Here is a 23164-nt window from a genome sequence, read left to right on the forward strand (position 1 = left end):
TCTACTCGGCGCCCTCGGGTCCGGCGGGCCGGGTGAGGTGGGCGAACGCGTCCAGGTTGCGGGTGGATTCGCCGCGCGCCGTGCGCCAGGCGTACTCCTTGCGGATCGCGGAGGCGAAGCCGAGCTCCAGCAGCGTGTTGAACGAGCCGTCCGCGGCCTCCAGCACGGTGCCCAGGATCCGGTCGATCTCCTCCGGCGTGACCGCGGCCAGCGGCAGCCGCCCGGCCAGATAGACGTCGCCGAGCCGGTCCAGCGCGAACGCGACGCCGTACAGCCGGGTGTTGCGCTCCAGCAGCCAGCGGTGCACCGCGGCGTGGTTCTCGTCGGGGCGGCGGATCACGAACGCGTTCACCGACAGCGAGTGCCGCCCCAGCACCAGCGAGCAGGTGGTGGCCAGCTTCCGGGTCCCGGGCAGCGTCACCACATACCGGCCGGGCTCGGGCGACTCCCAGGTGGCGCCGGAGTCGCGCAGGCAGTCCTCGATGATCCTGCTGCTGTCAGCCATGCGCCGATCCTAGGGGCTTGTCTGACAGCCCCCGCCGGGCGCACGTCGTCTGGCACCGCATCTCGCTGCTCCCCCAGACTTCGTCCGGGAGGTGCCCCCTGTCGCATCGCGCGAGTACGGCCAAGTACGAGCTGCGATACTCCGCCTTGCTGGGGGTACCTCCCAGGCCCCCAGGGCCTGGGGGAGCACGGCACCAGACGACGTGCGCTGACCCGACGCGAATTATCAGACAGACCCCAGGCCCGCGCCCGCCCGCGCGAACCGGCGTGCCTCGGCGGCGGCCCGGTAGACCGCGAGCGTGTCGGCGGCCGTGGCGTCCCAGCCGAAGCCGCGCGCGTGCCGGGCGGCGGCGGCGCCCAGCCGCTCGGACAGTCCGGGCCGGTCGGCGAACCGGCGCAGGGCGCGCGCGTAGTCCGCCGGGTCGTGGCCGTCGATGAGGAAGCCGGTGTCCCGGTCGCGCACGACGACCGGCAGGCCGCCGACCGCCGCGGCGATCACCGGCGTGCCGCACGCCTGCGCCTCCGCCGCGACCAGCCCGAACGACTCGCTGTAGGACGGCATCACCAGCACGCTGGCCGCCCGGTACCAGTCGGCCAGCTCGGCCTGCGCGACCGGCGGGCGGAACAGCGCCAGATCGGCCAGGCCCAGCCGCGCGGCCAGCTTCTGCATGCGCTCGGGCCGGGCCAGCCCGGTGCCGCTCGGCCCGCCCACGATCGGGACCAGCAGCCGCGAACGCAGCGACGGGTCGGCGTCCAGCAGCTCGCGAACGGCGTGCAGCAGGATGTCGGGCGCCTTCAGCGGCTGGATGCGGCCGGCGAACAGCGGGATGAACGCGTCCGGCGGCAGCCCCAGCCGGGCCCGGGCGGCGGCGCGGCCGTCACCGGGCCGGAACCGCTCCAGATTGACCCCCGGGTGCACCACGGCCGTGCGCCGCGGGTCGGCGTCGTAGTGCCGCACCAGCTCGGCCGCCTCCTCGGCGGTGTTGGCGATCAGCCGGTCGGCGGCCTGCACGATCTGGGTCTCGCCGATCACGCGCGCGGCCGGCTCGGGGGTGTCGCCGGTGGCCAGCGCGGCGTTCTTCACCTTGGCCATCGTGTGCATCGCGTGCACCAGCGGCACGCCCCAGCGCTCGGCGGCCAGCCAGCCGACGTGCCCGGACAGCCAGTAGTGGGAGTGCACCAGGTCGAAGTAGCCCGGCCGCTCGCCCGCCCAGATCTGCATCACGCCGTGCGTGAACGCGCAGAGCTGCGCGGGCAGCTCCTCCTTGCTCAGCCCCTCGTAGGGGCCCGCGTCGATGTGCCGCACCAGGACCCCGGGGGCCAGCTCGGCGGTCGGCGCCAGCGCGCCGGAGGTGGCCCGGGTGAAGATCTCCACCTCGATCCCCAGCGCCGCGAGCTGCCGCGACAGCTCGACGATGTAGACGTTCATCCCGCCGGCGTCACCGGTGCCCGGCTGGTCCAGCGGGGAAGTGTGCACACTCAGCATCGCGACCCGGCGGATGTGTGGCACCAAGCCTCCTGAATCGTCTGCGGCTCCGAAACCGTTGCGGCTTCCTCCGTACAACCACGCCCGGGGCGCACGCCTTCCCGATCCGCCCAGCCCATTGTGCCCAGCCATTACCCTCGACCGCATGGCCGAGGGGATGGTGACCCGCGGGACCACCAACCCCAACCGGCTGCGCCGGATGGACCGGTGGATCGCCGCCGCGCACGCCCCCGCGCTGCGCCGGGCGCCCGTGCCGCCGCTGGCCGTGGACCTGGGCTACGGCGCGGCGCCGGTGACCGCGGTGGAGCTGCTGGGGCGGCTGCGCCGGGTGCGCGCCGACGCGCGGGTGACCGGCGTGGAGATCGACCCGGCGCGCGTGGCCGCCGCCGCGCCGTACGCGCGCCCCGGGCTGCGTTTCGTGCGCGGGGGTTTCGAGGTGCCGCTGCCCGGCGGGGAACGTCCGCTGCTGATCCGGGCGGCCAACGTGCTGCGCCAGTACGACGAGGCCGAGGTGGCCGGCGCGTGGGCGCGGTTGTGCGCCCGGCTGGCGCCGGACGGGCTGCTGGTGGAGGGCACCTGCGACGAGATCGGCCGGCGGCACGTCTGGGTGGCGCTGGGCCCCGAGGGTCCGCGCACCGTGACGTTCGCCACCCGGCTGGCCACCCTGACCACGCCGTCCGAGCTGGCCGAACGGCTGCCCAAGGCGTTGATCCACCGGAACGTGCCGGGCGAGCCCGTGCACCGTTTCCTGCGTGACTTCGACCGCGCGTGGGCCGCCGCCGCGCCCTACGGGCCGCTGGGCGCGCGCCAGCGCTGGGTGCGCGCCGTGCGCGCCCTGGCCGCCGACTGGCCGCTGGCCGACGGCCCGCGGCGCTGGCGGCAGGGCGAGGTCACCGTCCGGTGGGCGGCGGTGGCCCCCCGCCGGTACCCGGGCTGAGCAGGGCCAGCGCCTCGTCCAGCAGCGCGCGGTTGCCCGGGTGGCTGAGCTGCGCGCGGGCGTGCGCCGGCGGGAGCCAGCGCACCTCGTCCACCTCGCGGCTGGGCACGAAGTGGCCGCCCACCGCCTCCGCCACCCAGTAGACGACCTCCTTGGGCCGCCCCCGGGCCAGGTAGCGGGCCGTGGTCAGCGACGGTCCGAGCCAACACTCCACGCCGGTCTCCTCGCGCACCTCGCGCCGCGCCGCGTCCGCCGGGGCCTCGCCCGCGTCCAGCTTGCCCTTGGGGTGCGACCAGTCGTCGTACTTGGGCCGGTGCACGAGCGCGACCTCGATGCCGCCGCCCGCGACGTCCGCCGCGCGGCGCCACAGCACACAGCCAGCGGCCCGTATCGGCCCCGCGTCAGCCATCTCCGCCACGCCGCTTCCTCCGGCCCTCGATCAGCGTCTCCTGGACGTTCCGCAGCGGCCGGCCCTCGGCGTCCGTCGCGTGCCGGGTCCAAGTGCCGTCCGGCCCGAGGTGCCAGGAGGCGGTGGTGTCCGCGGTGCCGGTGGCCAGCAGCCGGTTGAGCGAGGAGCGCTGCGCCGGGTCGGCGACGCGCACGAGCACCTCGATGCGGCGGTCCAGGTTGCGGTGCATCAGGTCGGCGCTGCCCAGCCACACCTCGCCCTCCCCGCCGGCGCCGAAGGCGAAGACGCGAGAGTGCTCCAGGAAGCGGCCGAGCACGCTGCGCACCCGGATGTTCTCGGACAGGCCCGGCACGCCGGGGCGCAGGGCGCAGATCCCGCGCACCCAGACGTCCACGGGCACCCCCGCCTGGGAGGCGCGGTAGAGCGCGTCGATGACGGCCTCGTCGACGATCGAGTTGACCTTGATCCGCACATAGGCGGGCAGGCCGTCGCGGTGGTTCTCGATCTCCTGCCGGATGCGGGTGAGCAGGCCCTCGCGCAGCGAGCGGGGGGCGACCAGCAGCCGGCGGTAGTTGTCCCGGCGGGAGTAGCCGGAGAGCCGGTTGAACAGGTCGGACAGGTCCGCGCCCACCTCGGCGTCGGCGGTCAGCAGCCCCAGGTCCTCATACAGGCGCGCGGTCTTCGGGTGGTAGTTGCCGGTGCCGACATGGGCGTAACGGCGCAGGTCCTCGCCCTCCTGCCGGACGACGAGGGACAGCTTGCAGTGCGTCTTCAGCCCGACCAGGCCGTAGACGACGTGGCAGCCGGCCTCCTCCAGCTTCCGCGCCCACTTGATGTTGGCGTGCTCGTCGAACCGCGCCTTGATCTCGACCAGGACCAGCACCTGCTTGCCGGACCGGGCGGCGTCGATGAGAGCGTCCACGATCGGCGAGTCGCCGGAGGTGCGGTACAGCGTCTGCTTGATCGCCAGCACGTCCGGGTCGGCCGCGGCCTGCTCCAGGAACGCCTGGACGGAGGTGGAGAACGAGTCGTACGGGTGGTGCAGCAGCACGTCCCGCACGCGCAGCGCGGCGAAGATGTCCGGCGCGGAGGCCGACTCCACCTCGGCCAGGTCCCGGTGGGTGCCGGCGACGAACTTCGGGTACTTCAGATCCGGCCGGTCCTGCCCGGCTATGGAGCCGAGGCCGGTGAGGTCCAGCGGGCCGGGCAGCGCGAAGACCTCCTCGTGGGTGATCTTCAGCTCGCGCACCAGCAGATCGAGCATCTCCGGGTCGATGGACTCCTCGACCTCCAGCCGCACCGGCGGGCCGAAGCGGCGGCGCAGCAGCTCCTTCTCCAGGGCCTGGAGCAGGTTCTCCGCGTCGTCCTCCTCGACCTCCAGGTCCTCGTTGCGGGTGACGCGGAAGACGTGGTGGGAGAGGACCTCCATGCCGCGGAACAGCTCTTCGAGGTGGGCCGCGATGACGTCCTCGACGGGCACGTAACGCTGCCGGGGCGTCGCCTCCAGGAAACGGGACAACAGCGGCGGGACCTTGACGCGGGCGAAGTGCTCGTTGCCGCTGGCCGGGTTCCGCACCTTGACGGCGAGGTTGAGCGAGAGGCCGGAGATGTAGGGGAACGGGTGCGCCGGGTCGACGGCCAGCGGCGTGAGGACCGGGAAGATCTTCTTGCGGAAGAGGGAGAAGAGGCGGGTCTGCTCCTGCTCGGTCAGGTCCGGCCAGCGCAGCAGGTGGATGCCCTGCTCGGCGAGCTGGGGCCCGACGGTCTTCTGGTAGCAGGCGGCGTGCCGGGTCATCTGGTCCCGGGCCGTGATGAGTATCGTCCCGAGCACCTCGCTGGGCGCCTGCCCGGTGACGGTGCGGGTGGCCACGTCGGTGGCTATGCGGCGCTTGAGGCCGGCGACGCGCACCATGAAGAACTCGTCCAGGTTGCTGGCGAAGATCGACAGGAAGTTCGCCCGCTCCAGCAGCGGCGTGTCGGGGTCCTCGGCCAGCTCCAGCACGCGCTCGTTGAACGCCAGCCAACTCCGCTCCCGGTCCAGGAAACGGTCGACGGGCAGCTCGGCGCTCGCCGGCACGGCCTGCTGGGTCTCCCCCGGCTCGATGACGGTCTCGGGCGCCGACTCCGGCTCGGCGCGCTCGCTGGGCTCGGCCGGCTGGGGCACGGTGTACGGACGGTTCTGCCGGACGCTCGTCTCCTGGCTCATACGTCCATTCTCACGCCTTCCGGACGAACGGGGCACGTCAGTGGGGTTAACAGAGTTAACCGATCGCACCCCGTCCGCGCCCTCCGCCCGGTAACGGTCCACCCACCGCTTCACGGTCCGCGCCGAGACGCCGTACCGCTCGGCGGCCCGCCGCAGGGACCACCCGTCGTCCACGACGCTCCGGGCGATCCGCAGCCGGACGGCCTCGGTGAGCGTGGGACGCGAGCGCTTGCCGGGACTCATGAATCGGACAGTACCCGCCCCGGGGCAACCTGACTCCGCCCGGCCCCGGGCCCCGTCCCCCGGCTAGGGCCTGTATCGAGTTCCCGGTCGGATCAGCCCGCGGCGTCAGACGCGGTGCCCCCCAGGCCCTTGGGGCCTGGGAGGTACCCCCAGCAAGGCACCGGATCGCAGCTCATACCCGGCCGTATTCGCGCGATTCGGCTGGGGGCACCTCCCAGACGGAGTCTGGGGGAGCGGCGAGGTGCCGTGACTGGCGTCGCGGGCCCGGGCGGGAACTCGATACAGGCCCTAGGACTCGGTCCGGTACATCAGATCCGTCTCGAACGTCCGGAAGCCCAGGCCCTCGTACACCCGCAGGGCCGGCGTGTTGTCCGCGTCCACGTACAGCATCGCCGTGGCCAGCGACCGGTCGCCAGCCAGGTGGCGCAGGCCGATCGCGGTCAGGGCGCGGCCCAGCCCCAGGCCCTGGGCCTCGGGCGCGACCCCGAGGACATAGACCTCGCCCAGGCCCTCCTCGGCGTGCACCTTCGTCCAGTGGAAGCCCAGCAGCCGCCCGTCCGCCGTCCGCTCACCGAGGAAGAAGCCCGCCGGGTCGAACCACGGCTCGGCCTTCCGCGCGTCGAGGTCGCGCTGGGTGAGCGAACCCTGCTCGGGGTGGTGGGCGAACGCCGCCGCGTTGACGGCCAGCCATGCCGCGTCGTCCTGACCGGGCACGAACGTCCGCACCCGCACGTCCTCCGGCAGCTTCGGCTCCGCCAGCCGCAGACCGCCCAACGGACGCCGCAACTGCCGTAGTTCGCGGAAGAGCGTCAGGCCCAGCAACTGCGCCAGATGCCGCGCCGCCGGATGCGCGCCGTGCGCCCACAGCCGCAGCCGGTGCCCCGACTCGGTCAGCAGCGCCTCCCCCAGCACGCGCCCGTAGCGCCGCCCCCGGTGGTCGGGGTGGACGACGAGTTCGCCCGAGGGGGCCTCCACCGGGTCGGTGCCGTCCAGTTGGGCGTAGCCGACGAGCACCCCCTCCCGGCGCATCAGCACATGCCGCACGCCCGCGCGCGCCCCGCCGCGCAGCAGCAGCCTGCCCTGCTCGGACACGGCGCTCTGCCCGTCGGCGCGCGCCGCCGCGTCGATCAGCCGCAGGACGTCCCGCAGTTCGTCCTCCGTCACCTGGTCCCGCACCAAGACGTCGCTCATGGTGGTGACCCTATGCCCGGTCCCGGTAGAGGACTTCGACGTACGCGATGCGTTCCTCCGCGCCACCGATGACGTCGAGGACGAGCATCCCCTGCTCCGGCTCCAGGATCACGTTCCGGTGCCCAGGCCCGTACGGCTTGCCCTCGGGGTGCTCGACGGTGGCGAAGCTCCGGCAGAAGTCGTCGCCGCAGCCGCAGTCGGCGACCAGCCGCAGCTCCGGGATCTGCCGGGCGAGTCCGGGCTCGCCCGCCTCGTTCAGCAGGGTCGTCAGCTCGGCGGCCAGCCGTGGATAGAGGTCGCCGACCAGAGGATTCGGATCCATGCGACGACCGTACCCATCGTTTCATCTCCTTGTTACACAACACCTCCTGACTGCTACGCGCGTAGCCACTAGGGTGCGGGCGGACTGAGGAGGATGAACCGCTCATGCACGCACGGAAGTACAGGCTGACCGCCGGCGCGGCGGTCGTGGCGGCCGCGGGGGCGCTCGCGGTCGCCCTGCCCGCCGCCCACGCGGCGCCCGACGAGCAGGGCGCCGGCCGGGGCCACGGCGGGGCCGGCCGGACCGTCGACCTCCAGGTGCTGGCCATCAACGACCTGCACGGCGCGCTCGAACCGCCCACCGGTACCAATGGCCAGGTGATCCACGAGCACGAGGACGGCACCACCGAGGCCATCGCCGCGGGCGGCGTGCAGTACCTGGCCACCGGGCTGCGCGAGGCCAGGCAGGGCGAGAGCCGCTCGGTGACCGTCGCCGCGGGCGACCTGATCGGCGCCACCCCGCTGCTGTCGGCCCTGTTCCACGACGAGCCCACCATCGAGGCGCTCAACGAGCTGGAGATGGACGTCGCCGGCGTGGGCAACCACGAGTTCGACGAGGGGTGGCGGGAGCTGATCCGGCTCCAGGAGGGCGGCTGCCACCCGGAGGACGGCTGCTATGTGGAGGGCCGCGAGTTCGAGGGCTCCGACTTCCCCTACCTGGCCGCCAACGTGGTCCACGAGGACACCGGTGAGCCCATCCTCGACCCGTACACCATCCAGAATTTGAACGGCGTCAAGGTCGGGTTCATCGGCGTCACCCTGGAGGGGACGGCGGACATCGTCACCCAGGAGGGCATCCAGGGGCTCGAATTCCTCGACGAGGTCGAGACGATCAACCGCTACACCGCCGAGCTGCGCCGGCGCGGCGTGAACGCGGTCGTCGCGCTGATCCACGAGGGCGGCTACCCGGCCTCCCCCGCGTACAACGCCGACTGCGACGTGGACGGCGGCGACCTGTCCGGCCCGATCGTGGACATCGCCCGGCGCACGGACGCGGGCGTGGACGCGCTGGTCACCGGCCACACCCACCAGCCGTACGTCTGCACCGTTCCGGACCCCACCGGCCGGGACCGGCTGGTCACCTCGGCGGCGTCGAACGGCCGGCTGTTCACCGAGCTGAACATGAAGTACGACTACCGGACGCGGGACATCGTGCGCACCTCGGTCGAGGGCACCAACCGGGTCGTGCACCGGGACCAGGAGCCGGCCCCCGACCTCACCCAGTTGATCGCCGACTGGAACGAGCTGGCCGCCCCGGTGTCCGGCGAGCCCATCGGCTGGATCTCCGAGGACATCCAGGGCCGGAACGCGGGCACGCCCGAGTTCCCGCTCGGCGACCTGATCGCCGACGCCCAGCTCGCGCACGCGCGGGAGTTGGACCCGGAGACCGATCTCGCCCTGATGAACCCGGGCGGCGTGCGCGCGGACCTGACGTACGCGGCGTCCGGCTCGGAGGGCGACGGCGTGGTCACCTATGGCGAGGGCTTCACGGTCCAGCCGTTCTCCAACACGGTCAACCTGCTGGATCTCACCGGCGAACAGTTGCTGACCGTGCTGCGCGAGCAGGTGAGCGGGACCAACGAGGCGGCGCCGAAGATCCTCCAGCCGTCCGAGGGCCTGAACTACACGCTGGACCTGACCCGGTCCGGCGCCGACCGGATCGTGGCCGACTCGGTGACGGTCGGCGGCGCGCCGCTGGACCCGGCGGCCACCTACCGGGTCGCGGTCAACTCGTTCCTGGCGGGCGGCGGCGACGGCTTCGGCACCCTCGCCGACGGCGCGAACCCGCTGGTCGGCTCGGACGACATGGTGGCGCTCGCCGACTACCTGACGGCGAACTCCACGGCGGACGCGCCGCTTGCGGCCCCGGCCGCCGACCGGATCACGGTCGTCCAGTAGCGGCCGTTCAGGCGGACACGACCGGTGCCCCGGGCGGCTGCGGCCCCCGGGGCACCGGCCGTGCCACGCCGGCGGTGCGCCGGGTCAGGGCGATCGCCGTGACCAGCAGTCCGTCGCGCGCCGCCCACCGGCCGGTGAACTCCGGCAGCCGGACGCCGTCCACCACGGGCCCCGGGACCAGCAGCCGGGCGGTGAACGTGCCCGCGCCCGGGTCCACCTCGATCCGCGCCTCCTCGAAGTCCAGCCACTTCCGCGTCAGCGGGAACCACACCTTGTAGACGCTCTCCTTGGCGCTGAACACCAGCCGCTCCCACGCCACTTCGGGCCGCCGCGCGGCCAGCTCGCGCAGCGCGGTCCGCTCCTCGGGCAGCGTGATCAGGCCGAGCACACCCGGGTCGGGCAGCGGCTCGTTCGGCTCGGCGTCGATCCCGACCCCGGCCAGCTCGCCGTCCCGGGCCACCGCGGCGGCGCGGTAGCCCCGGCAGTGCGTCATGGTGCCGACGAACCCGGCGGGCCAGCTCGGCGCGCCCCGCTCCCCCGGCAGCAGCGGCACGCGCGGCCCGCCGAGCCGGGCCAGCGCGGCGCGCGCGCACCCGCGCACGGTGCCGAACTCGCGCCGCCGCTCGGGCACGGCCGCCGCGATGTGCGCCTGCTCCTCCGGAAACAGCTCGGCCGGCTCGGCCGGATCCCCGAACGCCTCGACGACCGCCGCGGCCGACGGCAGCAGCGCGCTCAGCAGTCCCCCGCTCACCGATCCACCACCGTTTCCGCCGGCAGCACCGGCACCAGTTGCCCCGGGGGGCGTGAGCGGCGCTGCCACTCGCGGGGGTAGCCGAGCGAGACCTCCTGGTGCGGCACTCCCTCGTGGTGGATCAGCCGGGGGATGTGCAGATGCCCGTAGACGACGGTCGCGGCGCGGAAGCGGCGCGGCCAGTCCGCCGTGGCCTCGGTGCCGCACCACAGCGCGAACTCCGGGTAGCGCAGGATTCGGGTGGGCTCGCGCACCAGCGGGAAGTGGTTGACCAGGATGGTGGGCAGGTCCTCGGGCAGCTCGGTGGCCAGCCGCCGCTCGGTGAGCGCGACCCGCGCCCGGCACCACGCCTCGCGGCTGGGATACGGATCGTGCTGGAGGAGGAACTCGTCGGTGCAGATCACCCCCGCCTCCTCGGCCACGTCCAGCGCCTGCCGCTTGGTGAACGTGCCGGCCGGGCGGAACGAGTAGTCGTACAGCAGGAACAGCGGCACGATCACCGCCGGGCCACCGCGCCCGTGCCACACCGGATACGGGTCCTCCGGGGTGACGACGCCCAGCCGCCGGCACAGGTCCACCAGCCACGCGTAACGCCGCTCGCCGGTGAGCCGCACCGGGTCGTCCGACGGGGTCCACAGCTCATGGTTGCCCGGGACCCACACCACCTTGGCGAACCGCTCGCTCAGCAGGGTCAGCGTCCACTCGATGTCCTCCGCGAGCTCGCCGACGTCGCCCGCCACCAGCAGCCAGTCGTCGTCACCCTCCGGCCGCAGCCGGGAGACGATCTCCCGGTTCTCCTCGTACCGCACATGCAGATCACTGATGGCCACCAGCTCTCCCACGCGCAACTCCCCTCGAAAGCCGGAACGTTCACCGTAACCCACGACCCTCAAGAAACCTTTAAGTAAGCCTTAGGATGGCCGGTATGCCACCCCAGATCGCCAAGGAACTCACCATCGGGCAGCTCGCCCAGCGCAGCGGCGTCGCGACCTCCGCGCTCCGGTTCTACGAGGAGCAGGGCCTGATCAGCAGCCGCCGCACCTCGGGCAATCAGCGCCGCTACCGCCGGGACATGCTGCGCCGGGTCGCGTTCATCCGGGTCTCGCAGAACGTGGGAATGCCGCTCACCGCGATCCGCGAGGCGCTGGCCCGGCTGCCGGAGGGCCGCACGCCCAACAAGGCGGACTGGGCCGTCGTCTCCGAGACCTGGCGATCCGACCTCGACGCCCGGATCCGCCAGTTGACCCGCCTGCGGGACAACCTCACCGGCTGCATCGGCTGCGGCTGTCTGTCCCTGGAGACCTGCATGCTGGCCAACCCGTACGACATCTGCGGCCAGGAGGGCTGTGGCCCGCGCCGCCTGCTGGACGACTCCGTGGCCGCCGGCGTGGGCGTGGGCACCGGGGCGGGCGGCTGCGGCTAAGCGCCGTCCGCGGCGCCGTTCCCGGCCCCGGGCGGGGGCACGGGCGCGCCGGGCAGGCTCGTGACGGCCTCGGTGCCGCCGCCGTCGGCCGGGCGCAGGCTGACGTCCCCGCCGCACTCGCGCACGGCGCGGGCCACGATCGACAGGCCGAGCCCCGAGCCGGGCAGGCTGCGGGCGCCGGGCGAGCGCCAGAACCGTTCGAAGACGTGCGGCAGTTCGTCGGCCGGAATGCCCGGCCCGTGGTCGCGCACGCGCAGCACGCCGTTCCGCAGCGCCACCTCGACGCCGCCGCCGTCGCCCGCGCCGCCGAACTTGACGGCGTTGTCCAGCAGGTTCACCACGGCGCGCTCCAGCGACGTCGGCTCCGCCCGCACAAACCAGGGGTCGAGCTCGGCCTCGATCGGCATCCCCCGGGCGCGCAGCCGGGCGCGGGCCACCGCGCGCGAGACGATGTCGTGCAGCCCGACCAGCTCCAGCTTTCCGCTGCCCGCCGCGGCCTCCGGCCGGGACAGCTCCTGGAGGTCTCCGATCAGTGCGGCCAGCTCGCTGAGCTGCGCCGTCACCGAGGCAAGCAGCTCCCGCCGGTCCGCCTCGGGCAGCGCGCGGCCGGTCTCCTCGCTGCGGATCAGCAGCTCGATGTTGGTGCGCAGCGACGTCAGCGGGGTGCGCAGCTCGTGCCCGGCGTCGGCGATGAGCTGCTGCTGGAGCTCGCGGGAGGAGGCGAGGGCGGCCGTCATCGAGTTGAACGAACGGGACAGCCGCGCGATCTCGTCGTCCCCCGTCACGGGGATCCGCACGCTCAGGTCCTCGGTGCGCGCGATGTGCTCGGCGGCGTGCGTCAGCCGGTCCACCGGCCGCAGCCCCGCCCGGGCCAGCGCCACGCCGACCCCGGCCGCGCCCACGCCGCCGGCCACCCCGACCAGGACGAGCACCACGGTGAGCGACCGCAGCGGCCCGTTCACCTCGCTCAGCGGCCGGGCCACGGAGACCGCGGCGCGGCCACCGCCGAACGGGCCCTCCACCGGCCGGGTCATGACGCGGTACTCCGCGCCGTCCGAGCCGGTGGCGTTGTGCAGCTCCTGAGGGCTGCGGCCCTGCGCCACCGCGATGTCCGCCTCGGTCACCTCCAGGCTGGCGCCGCCCGCGATCAGGCACCTCCGGCCCTCGTCGTCCACGATCTGGATCGTGTAGTCGATCAGCCCCGGCACCTCGCCGTTCTCCTGGGCCGGCTGGTCCGACTCCGAGGCGCACACGCCCGCGCTCAGCACCCGGTCGATCTGGACGGGGTCGGCGCGGGTGCTGAGCAGCAGGTCGTCCACCGACTCGCGGAACTGCCCGCGCGCCAGGATCCACACCGCCACCGTCGAGACGGCCACGCCCAGCACGACGGCCAGCGCGGTCAGCATCGCCAGCCGGGTCCGCAGCGGCAGGCCCGCGTACCAGCGTTTCACCCGGGGCTCGCTCCGGCTCATGCGCGCAGCACGTAGCCGACACCGCGCACGGTGTGCACCAGGCGCGGCTCACCGCCGGCCTCGGTCTTGCGGCGCAGATACATGATGTAGACGTCCAGGGAGTTGGAGGAGGGCTCGTAGTCGAAGCCCCAGACGGCGTGCAGGATCTGCTCCCGGGTGAGGACCTGCCGGGGGTGCGCGAGGAACAGCTCCAGCAGCGTGTACTCCGTCCGCGTCAGCTCCACCGGCCGCTCGCCGCGGGTGACCTCGCGGGTCACCGGGTTCATCCGCAGGTCGGCGAAGGACATGACCGGCTCCCGCTCGGGGTCGGCGGCCTCGCCGCTGTACGCGCCGCGGCGCAGCAGCGCGCGCAGCCGGGCCAGCAGCTCGTCCAGCTCGAACGGCTTGACGAGGTAGTCGTCGGCGCCCGCGTCCAGCCCGCTGACGCGGTCGCCGACGGTGTCCCGCGCGGTGAGCATCAGGATGGGCACCCTGTCCCCCAGGGCCCGCAGCCGCCGGGCCGTGGTGAGCCCGTCCATCCGCGGCATCAGCACGTCCAGCACGATGGCGTCGGGCGTGTACGTCTCCAGCTTGGCCAGCGCCTCGACGCCGTCCTCGGCGGTCTCGGTGGCGTAGCCCTCGAACGCCAGGCTGCGCCGCAGTGCCTCGCGCACCGCCGGCTCGTCGTCGACGATCAGCACGCGCGAACCGGAACCCTCAGCCATGCGCCCAGTCTCGCATCACGCACCGGCCTCCAGGCTGCTCAGCACCTGCCGCACGGTGTTCACCGGGATGGCGAAGCCGAGCCCGGCGCTGCCGGCGTCCTGCGAGGTGCTGTACATGGCCGAGTTGATGCCGATGATCTCGCCGTCCATGTTGACCAGCGCGCCGCCGGAGTTGCCCGGGTTGAGGGAGGCGTCGGTCTGGATCGCCTTGTAGGTGGTGGTGGACGAGCCGATGTCGCCGTTGTACTGCCCGCCGCCGAACTCGAACGGCCACTCGCTGCCCGCGCCCGGCTGCTGTTGCGGGGCCTCCTCCTTGCTGACGGTCACCTCGCGGTCGAGGGCGGAGACGATGCCGCTGGTCACGGTGCCGGTCAGCCCCTCGGGGGAGCCGATGGCCACGACCTGGTCGCCGACCGCGACGTCGTCGGAGTCGCCGAGGGTGGCGGGCTTGAGGCCGCTGACGTCCTGGGCCTGGATCACGGCGAGGTCGGTGTCCGGGTCGGTGCCGGTGACCGTGGCCGTGGCGGTGGAGCCGTTCGCGAAGGTGACCTCCACGGTGGAGGCGCCGGAGACGACGTGGTTGTTGGTGAGGATCTCGCCGTCCGCGGAGAGGATCACCCCGGAGCCGGTCGCGGTCCCGGTGGAGATCTCGACCACGCTGGGGCTGACGGCCGCGGCCACCGAGGCCACGGTGCCGTTCGTCCCGGTGGACACGCTGGTCGCGGAGGTGGCGCCGCCCGATCCGCCGATGCCGCCCGAGGAGTCGTCCAGCAGCGTGGCGGTTCCGCCGCCCACCGCGGCGGCGACGATGGCGACGGCGGCGAAGAGCGCCACCGGCTTCCGCGCCCGGTGCCGCGGGCCCGGGGCGGGGGGCCCGGCGGGCTGCGGCGGGTAGACCGGATTGTTCTGACCTGCACTGCTTGCCTGGTATTCGCTCATGTCACCGACTGTGCGCCGCGAACATGAGAGGACTCTGAGGCGTACCTCAGAATCGCCTGCCTAATTCAACGGGGTCAGTCGGCGGGGCAGCCGCAGGACCGGCGGATCCGCATATGGACCGGGAACTGGCGCAGCCGGTCGCCAGGCGCGGGGCCGCCGCCGTTGTCCGAGGGGTCGCCGATGGCGAGGTCCACCGCGGCGCGCGCCATCGCCTCGCGGTCGGAGCCGACGGTGGTCAGCGGCGGATCGGTCAGCGCCGCTTCCTTCACATCGTCGAAGCCGGCCACGGCCAGCTCGCCCGGCACGTCGATCCGCAGCTCCCGCGCCGCCCGCAGCACGCCGATGGCCTGGTCGTCCGTCGCGCACACCAGCGCGGGCGGCCGGTCGGGCCCGGCCAGCAGCTCCAGCGCCACCCGGTAGGCGTCGTAACGGTTGTACGGGGCCTTGAACAGCCGGCCCTCCGTGCTCAGCCCGGCCTCCGTCATGGCCTGGCGCCAGCCGGTGACGTGGTCCGTGACGGGGTCGCCCGACTCGGGCGTGGAGTCCACGCCGCCCAGGCAGGCCACATAGGCGTGCCCATGGTCCAGCAGATGCCGGGTGACGCTCCGCGCGCCGCCGACGTCGTCGAGCACGACGGCCACGTCGTCGATCGCGTCCGGCCTGCGGTGCAGCAGCACCACGCGGGCGTCCCAGGCGTCGATCTCGGCGGCGGCGTGCTCGCTGGGCCCCTGGCTGATGAGGATCAGCCCGGAGACGCGCATCCCCAGGAAGGCCCGCAGATAGTGCACCTCGCGCTCGTCGAGGTAGTCCGAATTGCCGACCAGGACCATCTTGCCGCGCTCGGCCGCGGCCTGTTCGACGGCGTGGGCCATCTCCGCGAAGAACGCCTGCCGCGCGTCCGGCACGATCAGGCCTATCAGGTCCGTGCGCTGGGAGGCCATCGCCTGCGCGACCCGGTCCGGGCGGTAGCCCAGCTCCTTGATCGCGGCCAGCACTCGCTCCCGCGTACCCGGCGCCACCGGACGCGGCCCGTTGTTGATGACGTAGCTGACGACCGCGGTCGACGTACCCGCCAGTCGCGCTACATCGTCCCGCGTCACCTTGGCCACGGGCCGTAGTCTACGCGCGCAACCGCCCCAGGGGGTACGGGGTTCAGGACCCTGTCCCGGCCTGGGGCGGCGGTGACGCGGAGGGGCGTGCGCGGCGCTCAGTTGCGGCGCGCGGCCTCCTTGACGAGCTGCTCGGCCTCACGCGTGACGGCGCGGGCGTGCTCGTCCTCGGCCTTCTCCTTCTCGGGCACCACGAAGCGGTAGCCGACGTTCCGCACGGTGCCGATCAGCGACTCGTGCTCCGGGCCGAGCTTGGCGCGCAGCCGTCGGACGTGCACGTCCACGGTGCGGGTGCCGCCGAAGTAGTCGTAGCCCCAGACCTCCTGGAGGAGCTGGGCGCGGGTGAAGACCCGGCCCGGGTGCTGGGCGAGGTACTTCAGCAGCTCGAACTCCTTGAAGGTGAGATCGAGCACACGGCCCTTGAGCTTCGCGCTGTAGGTGGCCTCGTCCACGGACAGGTCGCCGTTGCGGATCTCCATCGGGCTGTCGTCGGTGGAGAGCTGCTGGCGGCCGGTGGCCAGCCGCAGCCGGGCCTCCACCTCGGCTGGGCCCGCGGTGTCCAGGACCACGTCGTCCACGCCCCAGTCCGCCGTCACCGCGGCCAGGCCGCCCTCGGTGACGATGAGGACCAGCGGGCAGCCGGGGCCCGTGGAGCGCAGCAACTGGCAGAGGGAACGGACCTGCGGCAGATCCTTGCGGCCGTCGATGAGAATGACGTCGGCGCTGGGGGCGTCCACCAGGGCCGGGCCCTCGGCGGGGGCCACCCGTACGTTGTGCAGCAGCAGTTCGAGGGCAGGGAGCACTTGCGAGGACGGCTGGAGGGCGTTGGTCAGGAGAAGCAGCGAACTCATTCGGGGGCGTTCCTTCCTCAGTCCTGGCAAGGGGACGATGCGAGCGGCTCTGCCCGGAAAGCGCAAAAGGACCCGGGATGGCGTCAGTGCCCGGATCCTTTCAACGCCAGCAGCATAACCGAAACAATTCACCTTGTGCACGGGCGCGGGTCACACTCCATCGGGTAACGGCGTGGGCCGGGCGCGCACCGGGTGGCGCGGGAGGCCATCATGAGTCGGCACCACCCGGACACAGGCACAGACCCGACAGACACCGAGAGCGGAGACCCGATGGCGAGGGGCACGATCCGTTACTGGGCCGCGGCGAAGGCCGCCGCCGGCACCGCGGAGGAGGCGTACGAGGCCGCCACGCTCGCCGGCGCGCTGGCCGAGGCGCGCGACAGGCACGCCGACCGCCCCGAGTTCGCGCGCGTGCTGGTGCGCTGCTCGTTCCTGGTGAACGGGGCGCAGGTCGGCGCGGGCGGGCACGACGCCGTGGCGCTGCCGGAGGGCGGCACGGTCGAGGTACTGCCGCCGTTCGCCGGCGGTGCGGTGTGAGCGCCCCGGCGGAGGCGCCGCGGGTCGCGGCCGGGCCGCGGCACCGCGCGCGGTCGCCGATCATCGCGCCGGGCATCCTGCCGGCGCTGCTCACCGTCGCGCTGGCCGGGCTGCTGGCCGGGAGCGCGCAACTGGGACAGGCGGCGGCGCTGCCCGCGGTGGTGGTGCTCCAGGCGGTCACGGCGGCGGGCTGGTTCCGGCTGAACGGGATGTGGCCCGCGCGGCAGGGCATCCTGCTCGCCTTCCTGGGCGGGCTGGCCGCGGACGCCGCGCTGCTGCTGGCCCCGGTGGACCGGGCGCCGGAGGCGGTGATCGGGGTGGGCGGGGCCTGGTTCCTGCTGGTGCTGGTGTTGCAGCTCCGGCACCGGGGGTCCGCCGACGAGCGGCTGGACTCGCTGACCGCGACGGCCGCCTCCGCGTTGCTGACCGTGCTCGCCGCCGGTCATCTGGCGGCGGTCGACGTCTCGGAGACCGCCGTGACGGTGACGGCGGCCGGGGTCGCGGCGGCCACGCTGTTCCGCGCGCTGCCCGCCCCCGCCTTCCTCTCCCCCGTCCTCGCGCTGCTGGCCGGCGCCGGGGCCGGGGCGGTGGCCGCCTACCGGCTGGCCGACACGGGCGCCGAGGCGGTGGCGGTCGCCGCGGCCGGCGGGCTGTGCGCGGTGATCGGGCTGCGGGTGGCCAGCTACGACTTCCCCTCTCGGTTCGTCCACTTCACGGCCGGGGTCGCGCTGCCGCTGACCGCCGCGGCGCCCGCGGTGTATCCGCTGGCCCGGGCGCTGTGGTGATCGCGCCCGCGCTCCGACGCGTGTAACGGACATGCTGCAAGCCGCGCCCGGCCCTCCGCCGGGCGCGGCGCGCGGGATACAGTCCCCCGGACTTGTGTGACCACCACCAGGGGGATCCCGACCCGATGCGCGCTCTGCGAATAAGTTCGATCATTTTTGGCGTTCTGGTCGTGCTGGCCATCGTCGGTGACCGCGTGGCGCTGTGGATCGCCGAGGGAGAGGTGGCCTCCCGGGCCCGGGACACCCTGGGCCTGGCCTCGGAGCCGAGCGTGTCGGTCAAGGGCTTCCCGTTCCTCACGCAGGTCGCGGGCGGTCATCTGGACCGGGTGGACCTGGGCCTGGACGCGTACGCGGCGCAGGTGGACGGCCAGACGCTCACCGTTTCCGACCTGAGCGTCGAACTCGAGGGCGTGGAGCTGACCGACGGCTACACCGGCGCGGTCGCCGAGCGGGCCGACGGCGGGGGACTGGTCTCGTACGAGGAGCTGACCCGCGCCTACGGCGAGCTGCTGGCCGTCAGCGGGAACGGCTTCGGCGTGGAGTTCGGCTACGCGGAGGGCGGTCGGCTGCTGCTCACCCTCCAGGCCAGCATGATGGGCCAGAGCCTGGACGTCGGCGAGGTGACCGGCGACATCGTGCTGGAGAACGGCACCCTCACGCTCGAGGTCGACGAGGAGGAGATCCCGGACACCGGCGGCCCCGAGGTGCAGCAGGCCATCCGGGACCAGCTCGACCAGGAGCACACGATCAGCGGCCTGCCGGACGGGCTGACCCTGGACTCCGTGCAGCCCACCCAGGAGGGGCTGGCCCTCACGGTCACCGGCAGCAACATGACGATCGGCTGAGCCGCGGCCGGCCCGGGCCCCGGGCGGCGATCCGGCCGGCGATCCCGGTATGCAGACAACGATGTCTCAGCATCCGGAACACCAGTGACACGAACGGCGGCGAATCCGTACGATCGCGGGCATGACGCGACAGGCTGCGGGCACCCCCGCCGGGGGACTGACGAAGCGACGGGCGGTTGATCTGTGCCGCGTCGCCGCCATGCTCTGTCGCCGCGTCGGCTGACGACCACGCCTCATCTTCCGTGCGGTGCCGCGCCGCGACTCTCTTCGCCGCGTATGCCCACGCCCCCGGTACGCCCCCTCAACGCCCGATCGCCGAAGGAGAACAAGCATGAGCCGCAGTGACGTCCTGGTGGACGCCGACTGGGTCACCTCCCACCTCGACGACCCGAAGGTCGTGCTCGTGGAAGTCGACGAGGACACCTCCGCCTACGAGAAGAACCACATCAGGAACGCCGTCCGCATCGACTGGAAGAAGGAGCTCCAGGACCCGGTCCGCCGCGACTTCGTCGACCAGGCCGGTTTCGAGGCGCTCCTGTCCGCCAAGGGCATCGCAGGCGACGACACGGTGGTCCTCTACGGCGGCAACAACAACTGGTTCGCGGCCTACGCCTACTGGTACTTCAAGCTGTACGGCCACCAGGACGTCCGCCTGCTGGACGGTGGCCGCAAGAAGTGGGAGCTGGACGCCCGCGAGCTGGTCGAGGAGGTCCCGGAGCGCGCCGCCACCGAGTACCGCGCGCAGCCGCAGGACACCTCGATCCGCGCGTTCCGCGACGAGGTCGTCGCCGCCATCGGCACGCAGAACCTGGTCGACGTCCGCTCCCCCGACGAGTTCAGCGGCAAGCTGCTGGCCCCGGCGCACCTGCCGCAGGAGCAGTCGCAGGTCGGCGGCCACGTGCCCACCGCCCGCAACATCCCCTGGTCCAAGTCGGCCAACGACGACGGCACCTTCCGCTCCGACGAGGAGCTGGCGGAGCTGTACCGGGAGGAGGGCGTGGACCTGGCGAAGGACACCATCGCCTACTGCCGCATCGGTGAGCGTTCCGCGCACACCTGGTTCGTGCTGCACGAGCTGCTGGGCGTGCCGAACGTCAAGAACTACGACGGGTCCTGGACCGAGTACGGCTCGTTGGTGGGCGTTCCCGTCGAGACCGGCCCGGCCAAGTAACCGGCCGAGACGGCCGACAGAGAAGGAGAGAGGGACGCGCCATGTGCGGAGCGAAGCCCGGCGGCCCGGACGCCGCCTCGATCAAGCCCGGTGAGACGACGATCCAGGGTTCGGTGACCCGGGACGGCGAGCCGGTGACCGGTTATGTCCGGCTGCTGGACAGCACCGGCGAGTTCACCGCCGAGGTCCCGACCTCCGCGAGCGGCCAGTTCCGCTTCTACGCGGCCGAGGGCACCTGGACCGTGCGCGCGCTGGTCCCCGGCGGCACGGCGGACCGGAAGGTCGTCGCCCAGCAGGGCGGGCTGACCGAGGTCACGATCGCGGTCTAGGCCGGCCGTCCGACCGGACCGACACACGATGAGGGCCGCGCTCCCCGACGGGGGGCGCGGCCTTTGTTGCCCCGTTTTGCGTGCTTTTCACTCGTGGAGTTATGGGCGGTTGTGCGTCATGTCAGTAGACGAGCGCGCGTACGCCCTCGGGCATGATCTCGCTCACGAAGACCTGCGCCCCGGCGATGCGTACGCCGTCGATCACATCCTCCTCCTCGATCCCCCTCCGGGCGGCACACTGTGTGCACAGGGTGATCCGCCCCCCGGCCTGGATACCGTCGATCAGGTCCGGCAGCGGCGCGGCGTGCGGAAGCTGGAACTCCGCCGCGCGGCCCGGGAGGGCGAACCACGCCGATTCCCCGGTCAGCCACAGCGACACCTCCACCCCACTGGCGGCGGCGACCGCCGCCACCGTGAACGCCTGTGAGCACCGCTCCGGGGCATCCGCCCCGGCCGTCACCTTGATCACCAGTTTCTGTGCCATGGCGCCACCGTAGCCCTGCGAGCCACGGGGCTAACGGGTCGTGCCACAGGTGCCGCAGACCCAATCCCCGCGGGGGCCCTGGTGCATGGCTCCACCGCAATTCGGACAACTCATGATCACACCCTTTCCACACGCTTAGACGCGGAAGCGTACGAGCGCGTTCAGCCGCAGTGATCACAAAACGGTCAAGCCGCACGAAGCCGTTGCCTCCGGCGGCCCACCTCAACTGAGATTCCCCCTGGACGAGGACTAGACTCGGGCGCGCGTGGAATTCACATTCCCGTGCTGCACCACGAAGCGCCACACCGCACCACGAGGAGCACTTGTGCTAGAGGCATTCTTCATCACCCTGATGGCCCTGGTCGTCGTCGGCAGCGGCGCCTTCGCGGCCCTCGTCGTGATGAAGCTCTACCAGGGCCAGCGCTGACGATGATCGAGATCCCGTCCGACCTGAACCCCGGTCTGGTCCCGCTCGCGTTCCTCCTCGGCACCTGGCAGGGCGCCGGTGTGGCCGCCCTCGACAAGTTCGGCGGCCCCGACGCCGAGGCGTGCAACTTCGGCCAGGAGGTCACGTTCTCCCACGACGGCCGCGACTTCCTGGAGTTCTCCTCCCGCACCTGGCGGCTGGACGCCGACGGCAAGCGGCTGGACCCGCTGGAGACCGAGCACGGGTACTGGCGCATCAAGGACCGCCAGTTGGAGGTCGTCATGGTCCGCGACCAGGGCGTCGCGGAGGTCTGGTACGGCGAGCTGGCCGAGGGCAAGCCGCAGATCGACCTGGCCACCGACGCCGTCGCGCGCACCGCGGTCTCCCCGCCGTACACGGGCGGCAAGCGGCTGTACGGCTATGTGAACGGCGACCTGATGTGGGTGGGCGAGAAGGCCACCCCGGACGTTCCGCTCCAGGCCTATATGTCGGCCCACCTGAAGAAGGCCGTGGACCCGCGCCTGGGGGCACCTCCCAGCCCGGAGGGCTGGGGGAGGGTCGCCGACATCAAGGACCTGCCGGACGACGGCATCGCCTTCTTCCGCTGATCCCTCGCCGCTGGCGAGGGCGCACGGCGGGCGCGTCGAGGTGGACACGGAGCCGGGCCGCGGCGCCACGTTCCGGCTGGTGCTCCCCCGGAACGCTCAGAACGTGCGCAGCGCGCCGCCGTCCACGGGGATCACCGAGCCGGTCACATAGCCGGCGGCCGGCGACAGCAGGAACGCGGCGACCCGGCCGAACTCCTCGGGCTCGCCGTACCGGCCCAGCGGGATCCCGGCCAGGGCCCGCTCCCGCGCGGCCTCGTCGGCGCCCGCGTCCAACTGGCGCATGCGGTCGGTGGCGATCCGCCCGGGCAGCAGCCCGAACACCCGTACCCCGTGCGGTCCGTACTCGTCCGCCAGGTCCTTGGCGACCATGGCCAGGCCGGGCCGCAGCCCGTTGGAGATGCCCAGGCCCGGGACCGGGGACCGCGCCGAGGTGGACAGCACCATGCCGACGGCGCCGCCCGCGCCCACCCGGCCGACGATCGTGCGGGCGGCGCGCACCGCGCCCAGGAAGACCGACTCGAACGCCGCCCGCCACTGCTCGTCCGAGGCAGCGGCGGCCGTGCCGGGCGGCGGGCCGCCCACCGAGATCAGCGCGCCGTCCAGCCGGCCGAAGCCGTTGAGCGCCGCCTCGACCAGCCGCCCGGGGAGGTCGGCGGCGGCCAGGTCGCCGGGCAGGCCCACCGCCTTCTCCGCCCCGCCCAGCCGCTCGACGGCGGCGGCCACCTCCCGTTCGTCGCGCGAGGACACCACCACCCGCGCGCCGTCGGCCACCAGCGCGGCGGCCGTCGCATAGCCCAAGCCCTTGCTTCCGCCGGTCACCACGTACACCCGGTCGGCCAGTCGCAGATCCATCGCGCGCTCCTTGTCGCTCGTCGGCCCCCGCCCATGATCGGACACGGCCATACTTCCAGCGGACTTTGAGGCGGCACGCAGGGGGCGCCCACACGAGGCGCGCAGCATCCGGGACATGACACCGAAGAAGCACACCCGGCCGGCCCTGGCCACCGCCCTGCTCACCCTCGCCGCGCTCACCGCGCTCCCGGGGTGCGGCTGTTCGCCGATTGCCTGCGCGAGAACGGCATCGACACGCCGGCCCCGGACCCGGCCGCCGGGCTGGAGACCGGCGCGGTGGCCCTGCTGGTCGGCGGCGTCGGGGTCGCCAACACGATGGTGATTTCGGTCCTCGAACGGCGCTCCGAGATCGGTCTGCGCCGTGCGCTGGGCGCCACCCGGGGCCAGATCCGCGGCCAGTTCCTGGTCGAGTCGCTGCTGCTGTCCGCCCTCGGCGGGGCGGGCGGGGTGCTGGTCGGAACCGTGGTGACCAGCGGTTACGCCGCCGTGCAGGGCCGGCCCGCCCTCGTTCCGGCGTGGGCGACGGGCGGCGGGCTGGCGGCCACGGTCGGCATCGGCGCGCTGGCCGGCTTCTGGCCCGCGGTGCGCGCGGCGCGACTCGCGCCGACGGAGGCACTTACGGCGGTTTGACGCCGGAACCCGCAGGATGGAGACGCCTCCTTGCACGGACCCCGCCGAATC

At 73.1% G+C, this 23164-nt stretch carries 25 protein-coding genes and 2 pseudogenes; 11 read left to right on the plus strand and 16 right to left on the minus strand.

Going from position 1 to position 23164, the window contains the following annotated elements:
• Nucleotide 1 precedes the first annotated feature (1 nt).
• Nucleotides 2–505 (minus strand): type III secretion system chaperone family protein, encoded by a 504-nt coding sequence (locus RM590_RS12050; RefSeq protein ID WP_311704471.1) that lies wholly within the window; start codon nt 503–505, stop codon nt 2–4.
• 225 nt (nt 506–730) lie between these two features.
• Nucleotides 731–2122: a D-inositol-3-phosphate glycosyltransferase gene (gene mshA, locus RM590_RS12055; protein ID WP_311704472.1), complete on the minus strand. Its 1392-nt coding sequence runs from the start codon at nt 2120–2122 to the stop codon at nt 731–733.
• A gap of 13 nt (nt 2123–2135) precedes the next feature.
• Here mshA and RM590_RS12060 point away from each other — a divergent pair, with 13 nt between their 5' ends.
• Nucleotides 2136–2927 (plus strand): class I SAM-dependent methyltransferase, encoded by a 792-nt coding sequence (locus tag RM590_RS12060; protein ID WP_311704473.1) that lies wholly within the window; start codon nt 2136–2138, stop codon nt 2925–2927.
• Here RM590_RS12060 and RM590_RS12065 read toward each other — a convergent pair.
• The 5 genes and pseudogenes from RM590_RS12065 to RM590_RS12085 all read right to left on the minus strand — a co-directional run bounded on the left by RM590_RS12065 (nt 2881) and on the right by RM590_RS12085 (nt 7298).
• Nucleotides 2881–3336, minus strand: a complete 456-nt coding sequence (locus tag RM590_RS12065; RefSeq protein ID WP_311704579.1) for an NUDIX hydrolase — start codon at nt 3334–3336, stop codon at nt 2881–2883. The two genes, RM590_RS12060 and RM590_RS12065, sit on opposite strands and share 47 nt — an antisense overlap.
• Nucleotides 3329–5542: an RNA degradosome polyphosphate kinase gene (locus RM590_RS12070; protein ID WP_311704580.1), complete on the minus strand. Its 2214-nt coding sequence runs from the start codon at nt 5540–5542 to the stop codon at nt 3329–3331. The genes RM590_RS12065 and RM590_RS12070 overlap by 8 nt, the downstream gene beginning before the upstream one ends.
• Nucleotides 5543–5590: 48 nt before the next feature.
• Nucleotides 5591–5785, minus strand: a pseudogene (locus tag RM590_RS12075) (helix-turn-helix domain-containing protein); the annotation flags it as partial.
• Between the two features lie 288 nt (nt 5786–6073).
• Entirely contained in the window at nt 6074–6976 is a 903-nt protein-coding gene (gene mshD / locus RM590_RS12080; protein ID WP_311704474.1) for a mycothiol synthase, read from the minus strand.
• Between the two features lie 10 nt (nt 6977–6986).
• Nucleotides 6987–7298 carry a hypothetical protein gene (locus RM590_RS12085; RefSeq protein ID WP_311704475.1) on the minus strand — a complete coding sequence of 104 codons (312 nt, stop codon included), beginning with the start codon at nt 7296–7298 and terminating at the stop codon, nt 6987–6989.
• 104 nt (nt 7299–7402) lie between these two features.
• Here RM590_RS12085 and RM590_RS12090 point away from each other — a divergent pair, with 104 nt between their 5' ends.
• On the plus strand, nt 7403–9196 hold the full coding sequence (locus RM590_RS12090) for a bifunctional metallophosphatase/5'-nucleotidase (protein WP_311704476.1): 1794 nt from the start codon (nt 7403–7405) through the stop codon (nt 9194–9196).
• Nucleotides 9197–9203: 7 nt separating this feature from the next.
• Here the strand turns inward: RM590_RS12090 and RM590_RS12095 are convergent, their stop codons facing one another.
• Together RM590_RS12095 and RM590_RS12100 are read right to left on the minus strand one after the other, a co-directional pair.
• Nucleotides 9204–9935 carry a 4'-phosphopantetheinyl transferase family protein gene (locus RM590_RS12095; RefSeq protein ID WP_311704581.1) on the minus strand — a complete coding sequence of 244 codons (732 nt, stop codon included), beginning with the start codon at nt 9933–9935 and terminating at the stop codon, nt 9204–9206.
• A gap of 8 nt (nt 9936–9943) precedes the next feature.
• Entirely contained in the window at nt 9944–10789 is an 846-nt protein-coding gene (locus RM590_RS12100; protein WP_311704477.1) for a metallophosphoesterase family protein, read from the minus strand.
• Between the two features lie 74 nt (nt 10790–10863).
• Between RM590_RS12100 and soxR the strand changes: the two genes are divergently transcribed.
• Nucleotides 10864–11370, plus strand: coding sequence for a redox-sensitive transcriptional activator SoxR (soxR, locus tag RM590_RS12105; protein WP_311704478.1), 507 nt, complete (start codon nt 10864–10866; stop codon nt 11368–11370).
• On the opposite strand, the gene RM590_RS12110 is transcribed toward soxR, so the two are convergent.
• The 5 genes from RM590_RS12110 to RM590_RS12130 form a co-directional block, all read right to left on the minus strand.
• Nucleotides 11367–12842 carry a sensor histidine kinase gene (locus tag RM590_RS12110; RefSeq protein ID WP_311704479.1) on the minus strand — a complete coding sequence of 492 codons (1476 nt, stop codon included), beginning with the start codon at nt 12840–12842 and terminating at the stop codon, nt 11367–11369. The genes soxR and RM590_RS12110 overlap by 4 nt on opposite strands.
• On the minus strand, nt 12839–13546 hold the full coding sequence (locus RM590_RS12115) for a response regulator transcription factor (protein ID WP_311704480.1): 708 nt from the start codon (nt 13544–13546) through the stop codon (nt 12839–12841). Before RM590_RS12115 ends, RM590_RS12110 begins: the two co-directional genes overlap by 4 nt.
• A gap of 15 nt (nt 13547–13561) precedes the next feature.
• Nucleotides 13562–14485, minus strand: a complete 924-nt coding sequence (locus RM590_RS12120; protein ID WP_311704481.1) for a S1C family serine protease — start codon at nt 14483–14485, stop codon at nt 13562–13564.
• Between the two features lie 74 nt (nt 14486–14559).
• Complete coding sequence (locus RM590_RS12125; protein ID WP_311704482.1) at nt 14560–15594, minus strand: LacI family DNA-binding transcriptional regulator; 1035 nt, start codon at nt 15592–15594, stop codon at nt 14560–14562.
• A gap of 98 nt (nt 15595–15692) precedes the next feature.
• On the minus strand, nt 15693–16445 hold the full coding sequence (locus RM590_RS12130) for a response regulator transcription factor (RefSeq protein WP_311704483.1): 753 nt from the start codon (nt 16443–16445) through the stop codon (nt 15693–15695).
• 270 nt (nt 16446–16715) lie between these two features.
• Between RM590_RS12130 and RM590_RS12135 the strand changes: the two genes are divergently transcribed.
• From RM590_RS12135 to RM590_RS12155, 6 genes are all read left to right on the plus strand, one after another.
• Nucleotides 16716–16982 (plus strand): MoaD/ThiS family protein, encoded by a 267-nt coding sequence (locus RM590_RS12135; protein ID WP_311704484.1) that lies wholly within the window; start codon nt 16716–16718, stop codon nt 16980–16982.
• Nucleotides 16979–17767 (plus strand): hypothetical protein, encoded by a 789-nt coding sequence (locus tag RM590_RS12140; protein ID WP_394813855.1) that lies wholly within the window; start codon nt 16979–16981, stop codon nt 17765–17767. Before RM590_RS12135 ends, RM590_RS12140 begins: the two co-directional genes overlap by 4 nt.
• A gap of 125 nt (nt 17768–17892) precedes the next feature.
• On the plus strand, nt 17893–18612 hold the full coding sequence (locus RM590_RS12145) for an LmeA family phospholipid-binding protein (RefSeq protein ID WP_311704485.1): 720 nt from the start codon (nt 17893–17895) through the stop codon (nt 18610–18612).
• A 121-nt stretch (nt 18613–18733) separates the two neighbouring features.
• Nucleotides 18734–18835, plus strand: a complete 102-nt coding sequence (locus RM590_RS36005; RefSeq protein WP_347877143.1) for a putative leader peptide — start codon at nt 18734–18736, stop codon at nt 18833–18835.
• A gap of 108 nt (nt 18836–18943) precedes the next feature.
• Nucleotides 18944–19783 (plus strand): sulfurtransferase, encoded by an 840-nt coding sequence (locus RM590_RS12150; RefSeq protein WP_311704486.1) that lies wholly within the window; start codon nt 18944–18946, stop codon nt 19781–19783.
• A gap of 41 nt (nt 19784–19824) precedes the next feature.
• Entirely contained in the window at nt 19825–20112 is a 288-nt protein-coding gene (locus RM590_RS12155) for a DUF1416 domain-containing protein (RefSeq protein WP_311704487.1), read from the plus strand.
• A gap of 121 nt (nt 20113–20233) precedes the next feature.
• Here RM590_RS12155 and RM590_RS12160 read toward each other — a convergent pair whose 3' ends face one another.
• The gene (locus RM590_RS12160) at nt 20234–20596 is read right to left on the minus strand and encodes a DsrE family protein (RefSeq protein WP_311704488.1); all 363 of its coding nucleotides are present in this window, start codon (nt 20594–20596) and stop codon (nt 20234–20236) included.
• Nucleotides 20597–21025: 429 nt separating this feature from the next.
• Between RM590_RS12160 and RM590_RS12165 the strand changes: the two genes are divergently transcribed.
• Nucleotides 21026–21631: an FABP family protein gene (locus tag RM590_RS12165; RefSeq protein ID WP_311704489.1), complete on the plus strand. Its 606-nt coding sequence runs from the start codon at nt 21026–21028 to the stop codon at nt 21629–21631.
• A 96-nt stretch (nt 21632–21727) separates the two neighbouring features.
• Here RM590_RS12165 and RM590_RS12170 read toward each other — a convergent pair whose 3' ends face one another.
• Entirely contained in the window at nt 21728–22483 is a 756-nt protein-coding gene (locus tag RM590_RS12170) for an SDR family oxidoreductase (protein WP_311704490.1), read from the minus strand.
• A 261-nt stretch (nt 22484–22744) separates the two neighbouring features.
• On the opposite strand from RM590_RS12170, the pseudogene RM590_RS12175 reads away from it, so the two are divergent.
• Nucleotides 22745–23113 (plus strand): annotated as a pseudogene (locus RM590_RS12175) (ABC transporter permease); the annotation flags it as partial.
• Nucleotides 23114–23164 lie beyond the last annotated feature (51 nt).

This window comes from Streptomyces litchfieldiae, from assembly GCF_031845365.1.
In the GTDB taxonomy this organism is placed as follows: domain Bacteria; phylum Actinomycetota; class Actinomycetes; order Streptomycetales; family Streptomycetaceae; genus Streptomyces; species Streptomyces litchfieldiae.

What these genes read in the sequence shown, in the direction of transcription:
- RM590_RS12050 (WP_311704471.1), bottom strand. Translation starts at nt 505, where the DNA reads ATGGCTGACAGCAGCAGGATCATCGAGGACTGCCTGCGCGACTCCGGC.
- mshA (WP_311704472.1), bottom strand. Translation starts at nt 2,122, where the DNA reads ATGGCTGGGCACAATGGGCTGGGCGGATCGGGAAGGCGTGCGCCCCGG.
- RM590_RS12060 (WP_311704473.1), top strand. Translation starts at nt 2,136, where the DNA reads ATGGCCGAGGGGATGGTGACCCGCGGGACCACCAACCCCAACCGGCTG.
- RM590_RS12065 (WP_311704579.1), bottom strand. Translation starts at nt 3,336, where the DNA reads ATGGCTGACGCGGGGCCGATACGGGCCGCTGGCTGTGTGCTGTGGCGC.
- RM590_RS12070 (WP_311704580.1), bottom strand. Translation starts at nt 5,542, where the DNA reads ATGAGCCAGGAGACGAGCGTCCGGCAGAACCGTCCGTACACCGTGCCC.
- mshD (WP_311704474.1), bottom strand. Translation starts at nt 6,976, where the DNA reads ATGAGCGACGTCTTGGTGCGGGACCAGGTGACGGAGGACGAACTGCGG.
- RM590_RS12085 (WP_311704475.1), bottom strand. Translation starts at nt 7,298, where the DNA reads ATGGATCCGAATCCTCTGGTCGGCGACCTCTATCCACGGCTGGCCGCC.
- RM590_RS12090 (WP_311704476.1), top strand. Translation starts at nt 7,403, where the DNA reads ATGCACGCACGGAAGTACAGGCTGACCGCCGGCGCGGCGGTCGTGGCG.
- soxR (WP_311704478.1), top strand. Translation starts at nt 10,864, where the DNA reads ATGGCCGGTATGCCACCCCAGATCGCCAAGGAACTCACCATCGGGCAG.
- RM590_RS12110 (WP_311704479.1), bottom strand. Translation starts at nt 12,842, where the DNA reads ATGAGCCGGAGCGAGCCCCGGGTGAAACGCTGGTACGCGGGCCTGCCG.
- RM590_RS12115 (WP_311704480.1), bottom strand. Translation starts at nt 13,546, where the DNA reads ATGGCTGAGGGTTCCGGTTCGCGCGTGCTGATCGTCGACGACGAGCCG.
- RM590_RS12120 (WP_311704481.1), bottom strand. Translation starts at nt 14,485, where the DNA reads ATGAGCGAATACCAGGCAAGCAGTGCAGGTCAGAACAATCCGGTCTAC.
- RM590_RS12130 (WP_311704483.1), bottom strand. Translation starts at nt 16,445, where the DNA reads ATGAGTTCGCTGCTTCTCCTGACCAACGCCCTCCAGCCGTCCTCGCAA.
- RM590_RS12135 (WP_311704484.1), top strand. Translation starts at nt 16,716, where the DNA reads ATGGCGAGGGGCACGATCCGTTACTGGGCCGCGGCGAAGGCCGCCGCC.
- RM590_RS12145 (WP_311704485.1), top strand. Translation starts at nt 17,893, where the DNA reads ATGCGCGCTCTGCGAATAAGTTCGATCATTTTTGGCGTTCTGGTCGTG.
- RM590_RS36005 (WP_347877143.1), top strand. Translation starts at nt 18,734, where the DNA reads ATGACGCGACAGGCTGCGGGCACCCCCGCCGGGGGACTGACGAAGCGA.
- RM590_RS12150 (WP_311704486.1), top strand. Translation starts at nt 18,944, where the DNA reads ATGAGCCGCAGTGACGTCCTGGTGGACGCCGACTGGGTCACCTCCCAC.
- RM590_RS12155 (WP_311704487.1), top strand. Translation starts at nt 19,825, where the DNA reads ATGTGCGGAGCGAAGCCCGGCGGCCCGGACGCCGCCTCGATCAAGCCC.
- RM590_RS12160 (WP_311704488.1), bottom strand. Translation starts at nt 20,596, where the DNA reads ATGGCACAGAAACTGGTGATCAAGGTGACGGCCGGGGCGGATGCCCCG.
- RM590_RS12165 (WP_311704489.1), top strand. Translation starts at nt 21,026, where the DNA reads ATGATCGAGATCCCGTCCGACCTGAACCCCGGTCTGGTCCCGCTCGCG.
- RM590_RS12170 (WP_311704490.1), bottom strand. Translation starts at nt 22,483, where the DNA reads ATGGATCTGCGACTGGCCGACCGGGTGTACGTGGTGACCGGCGGAAGC.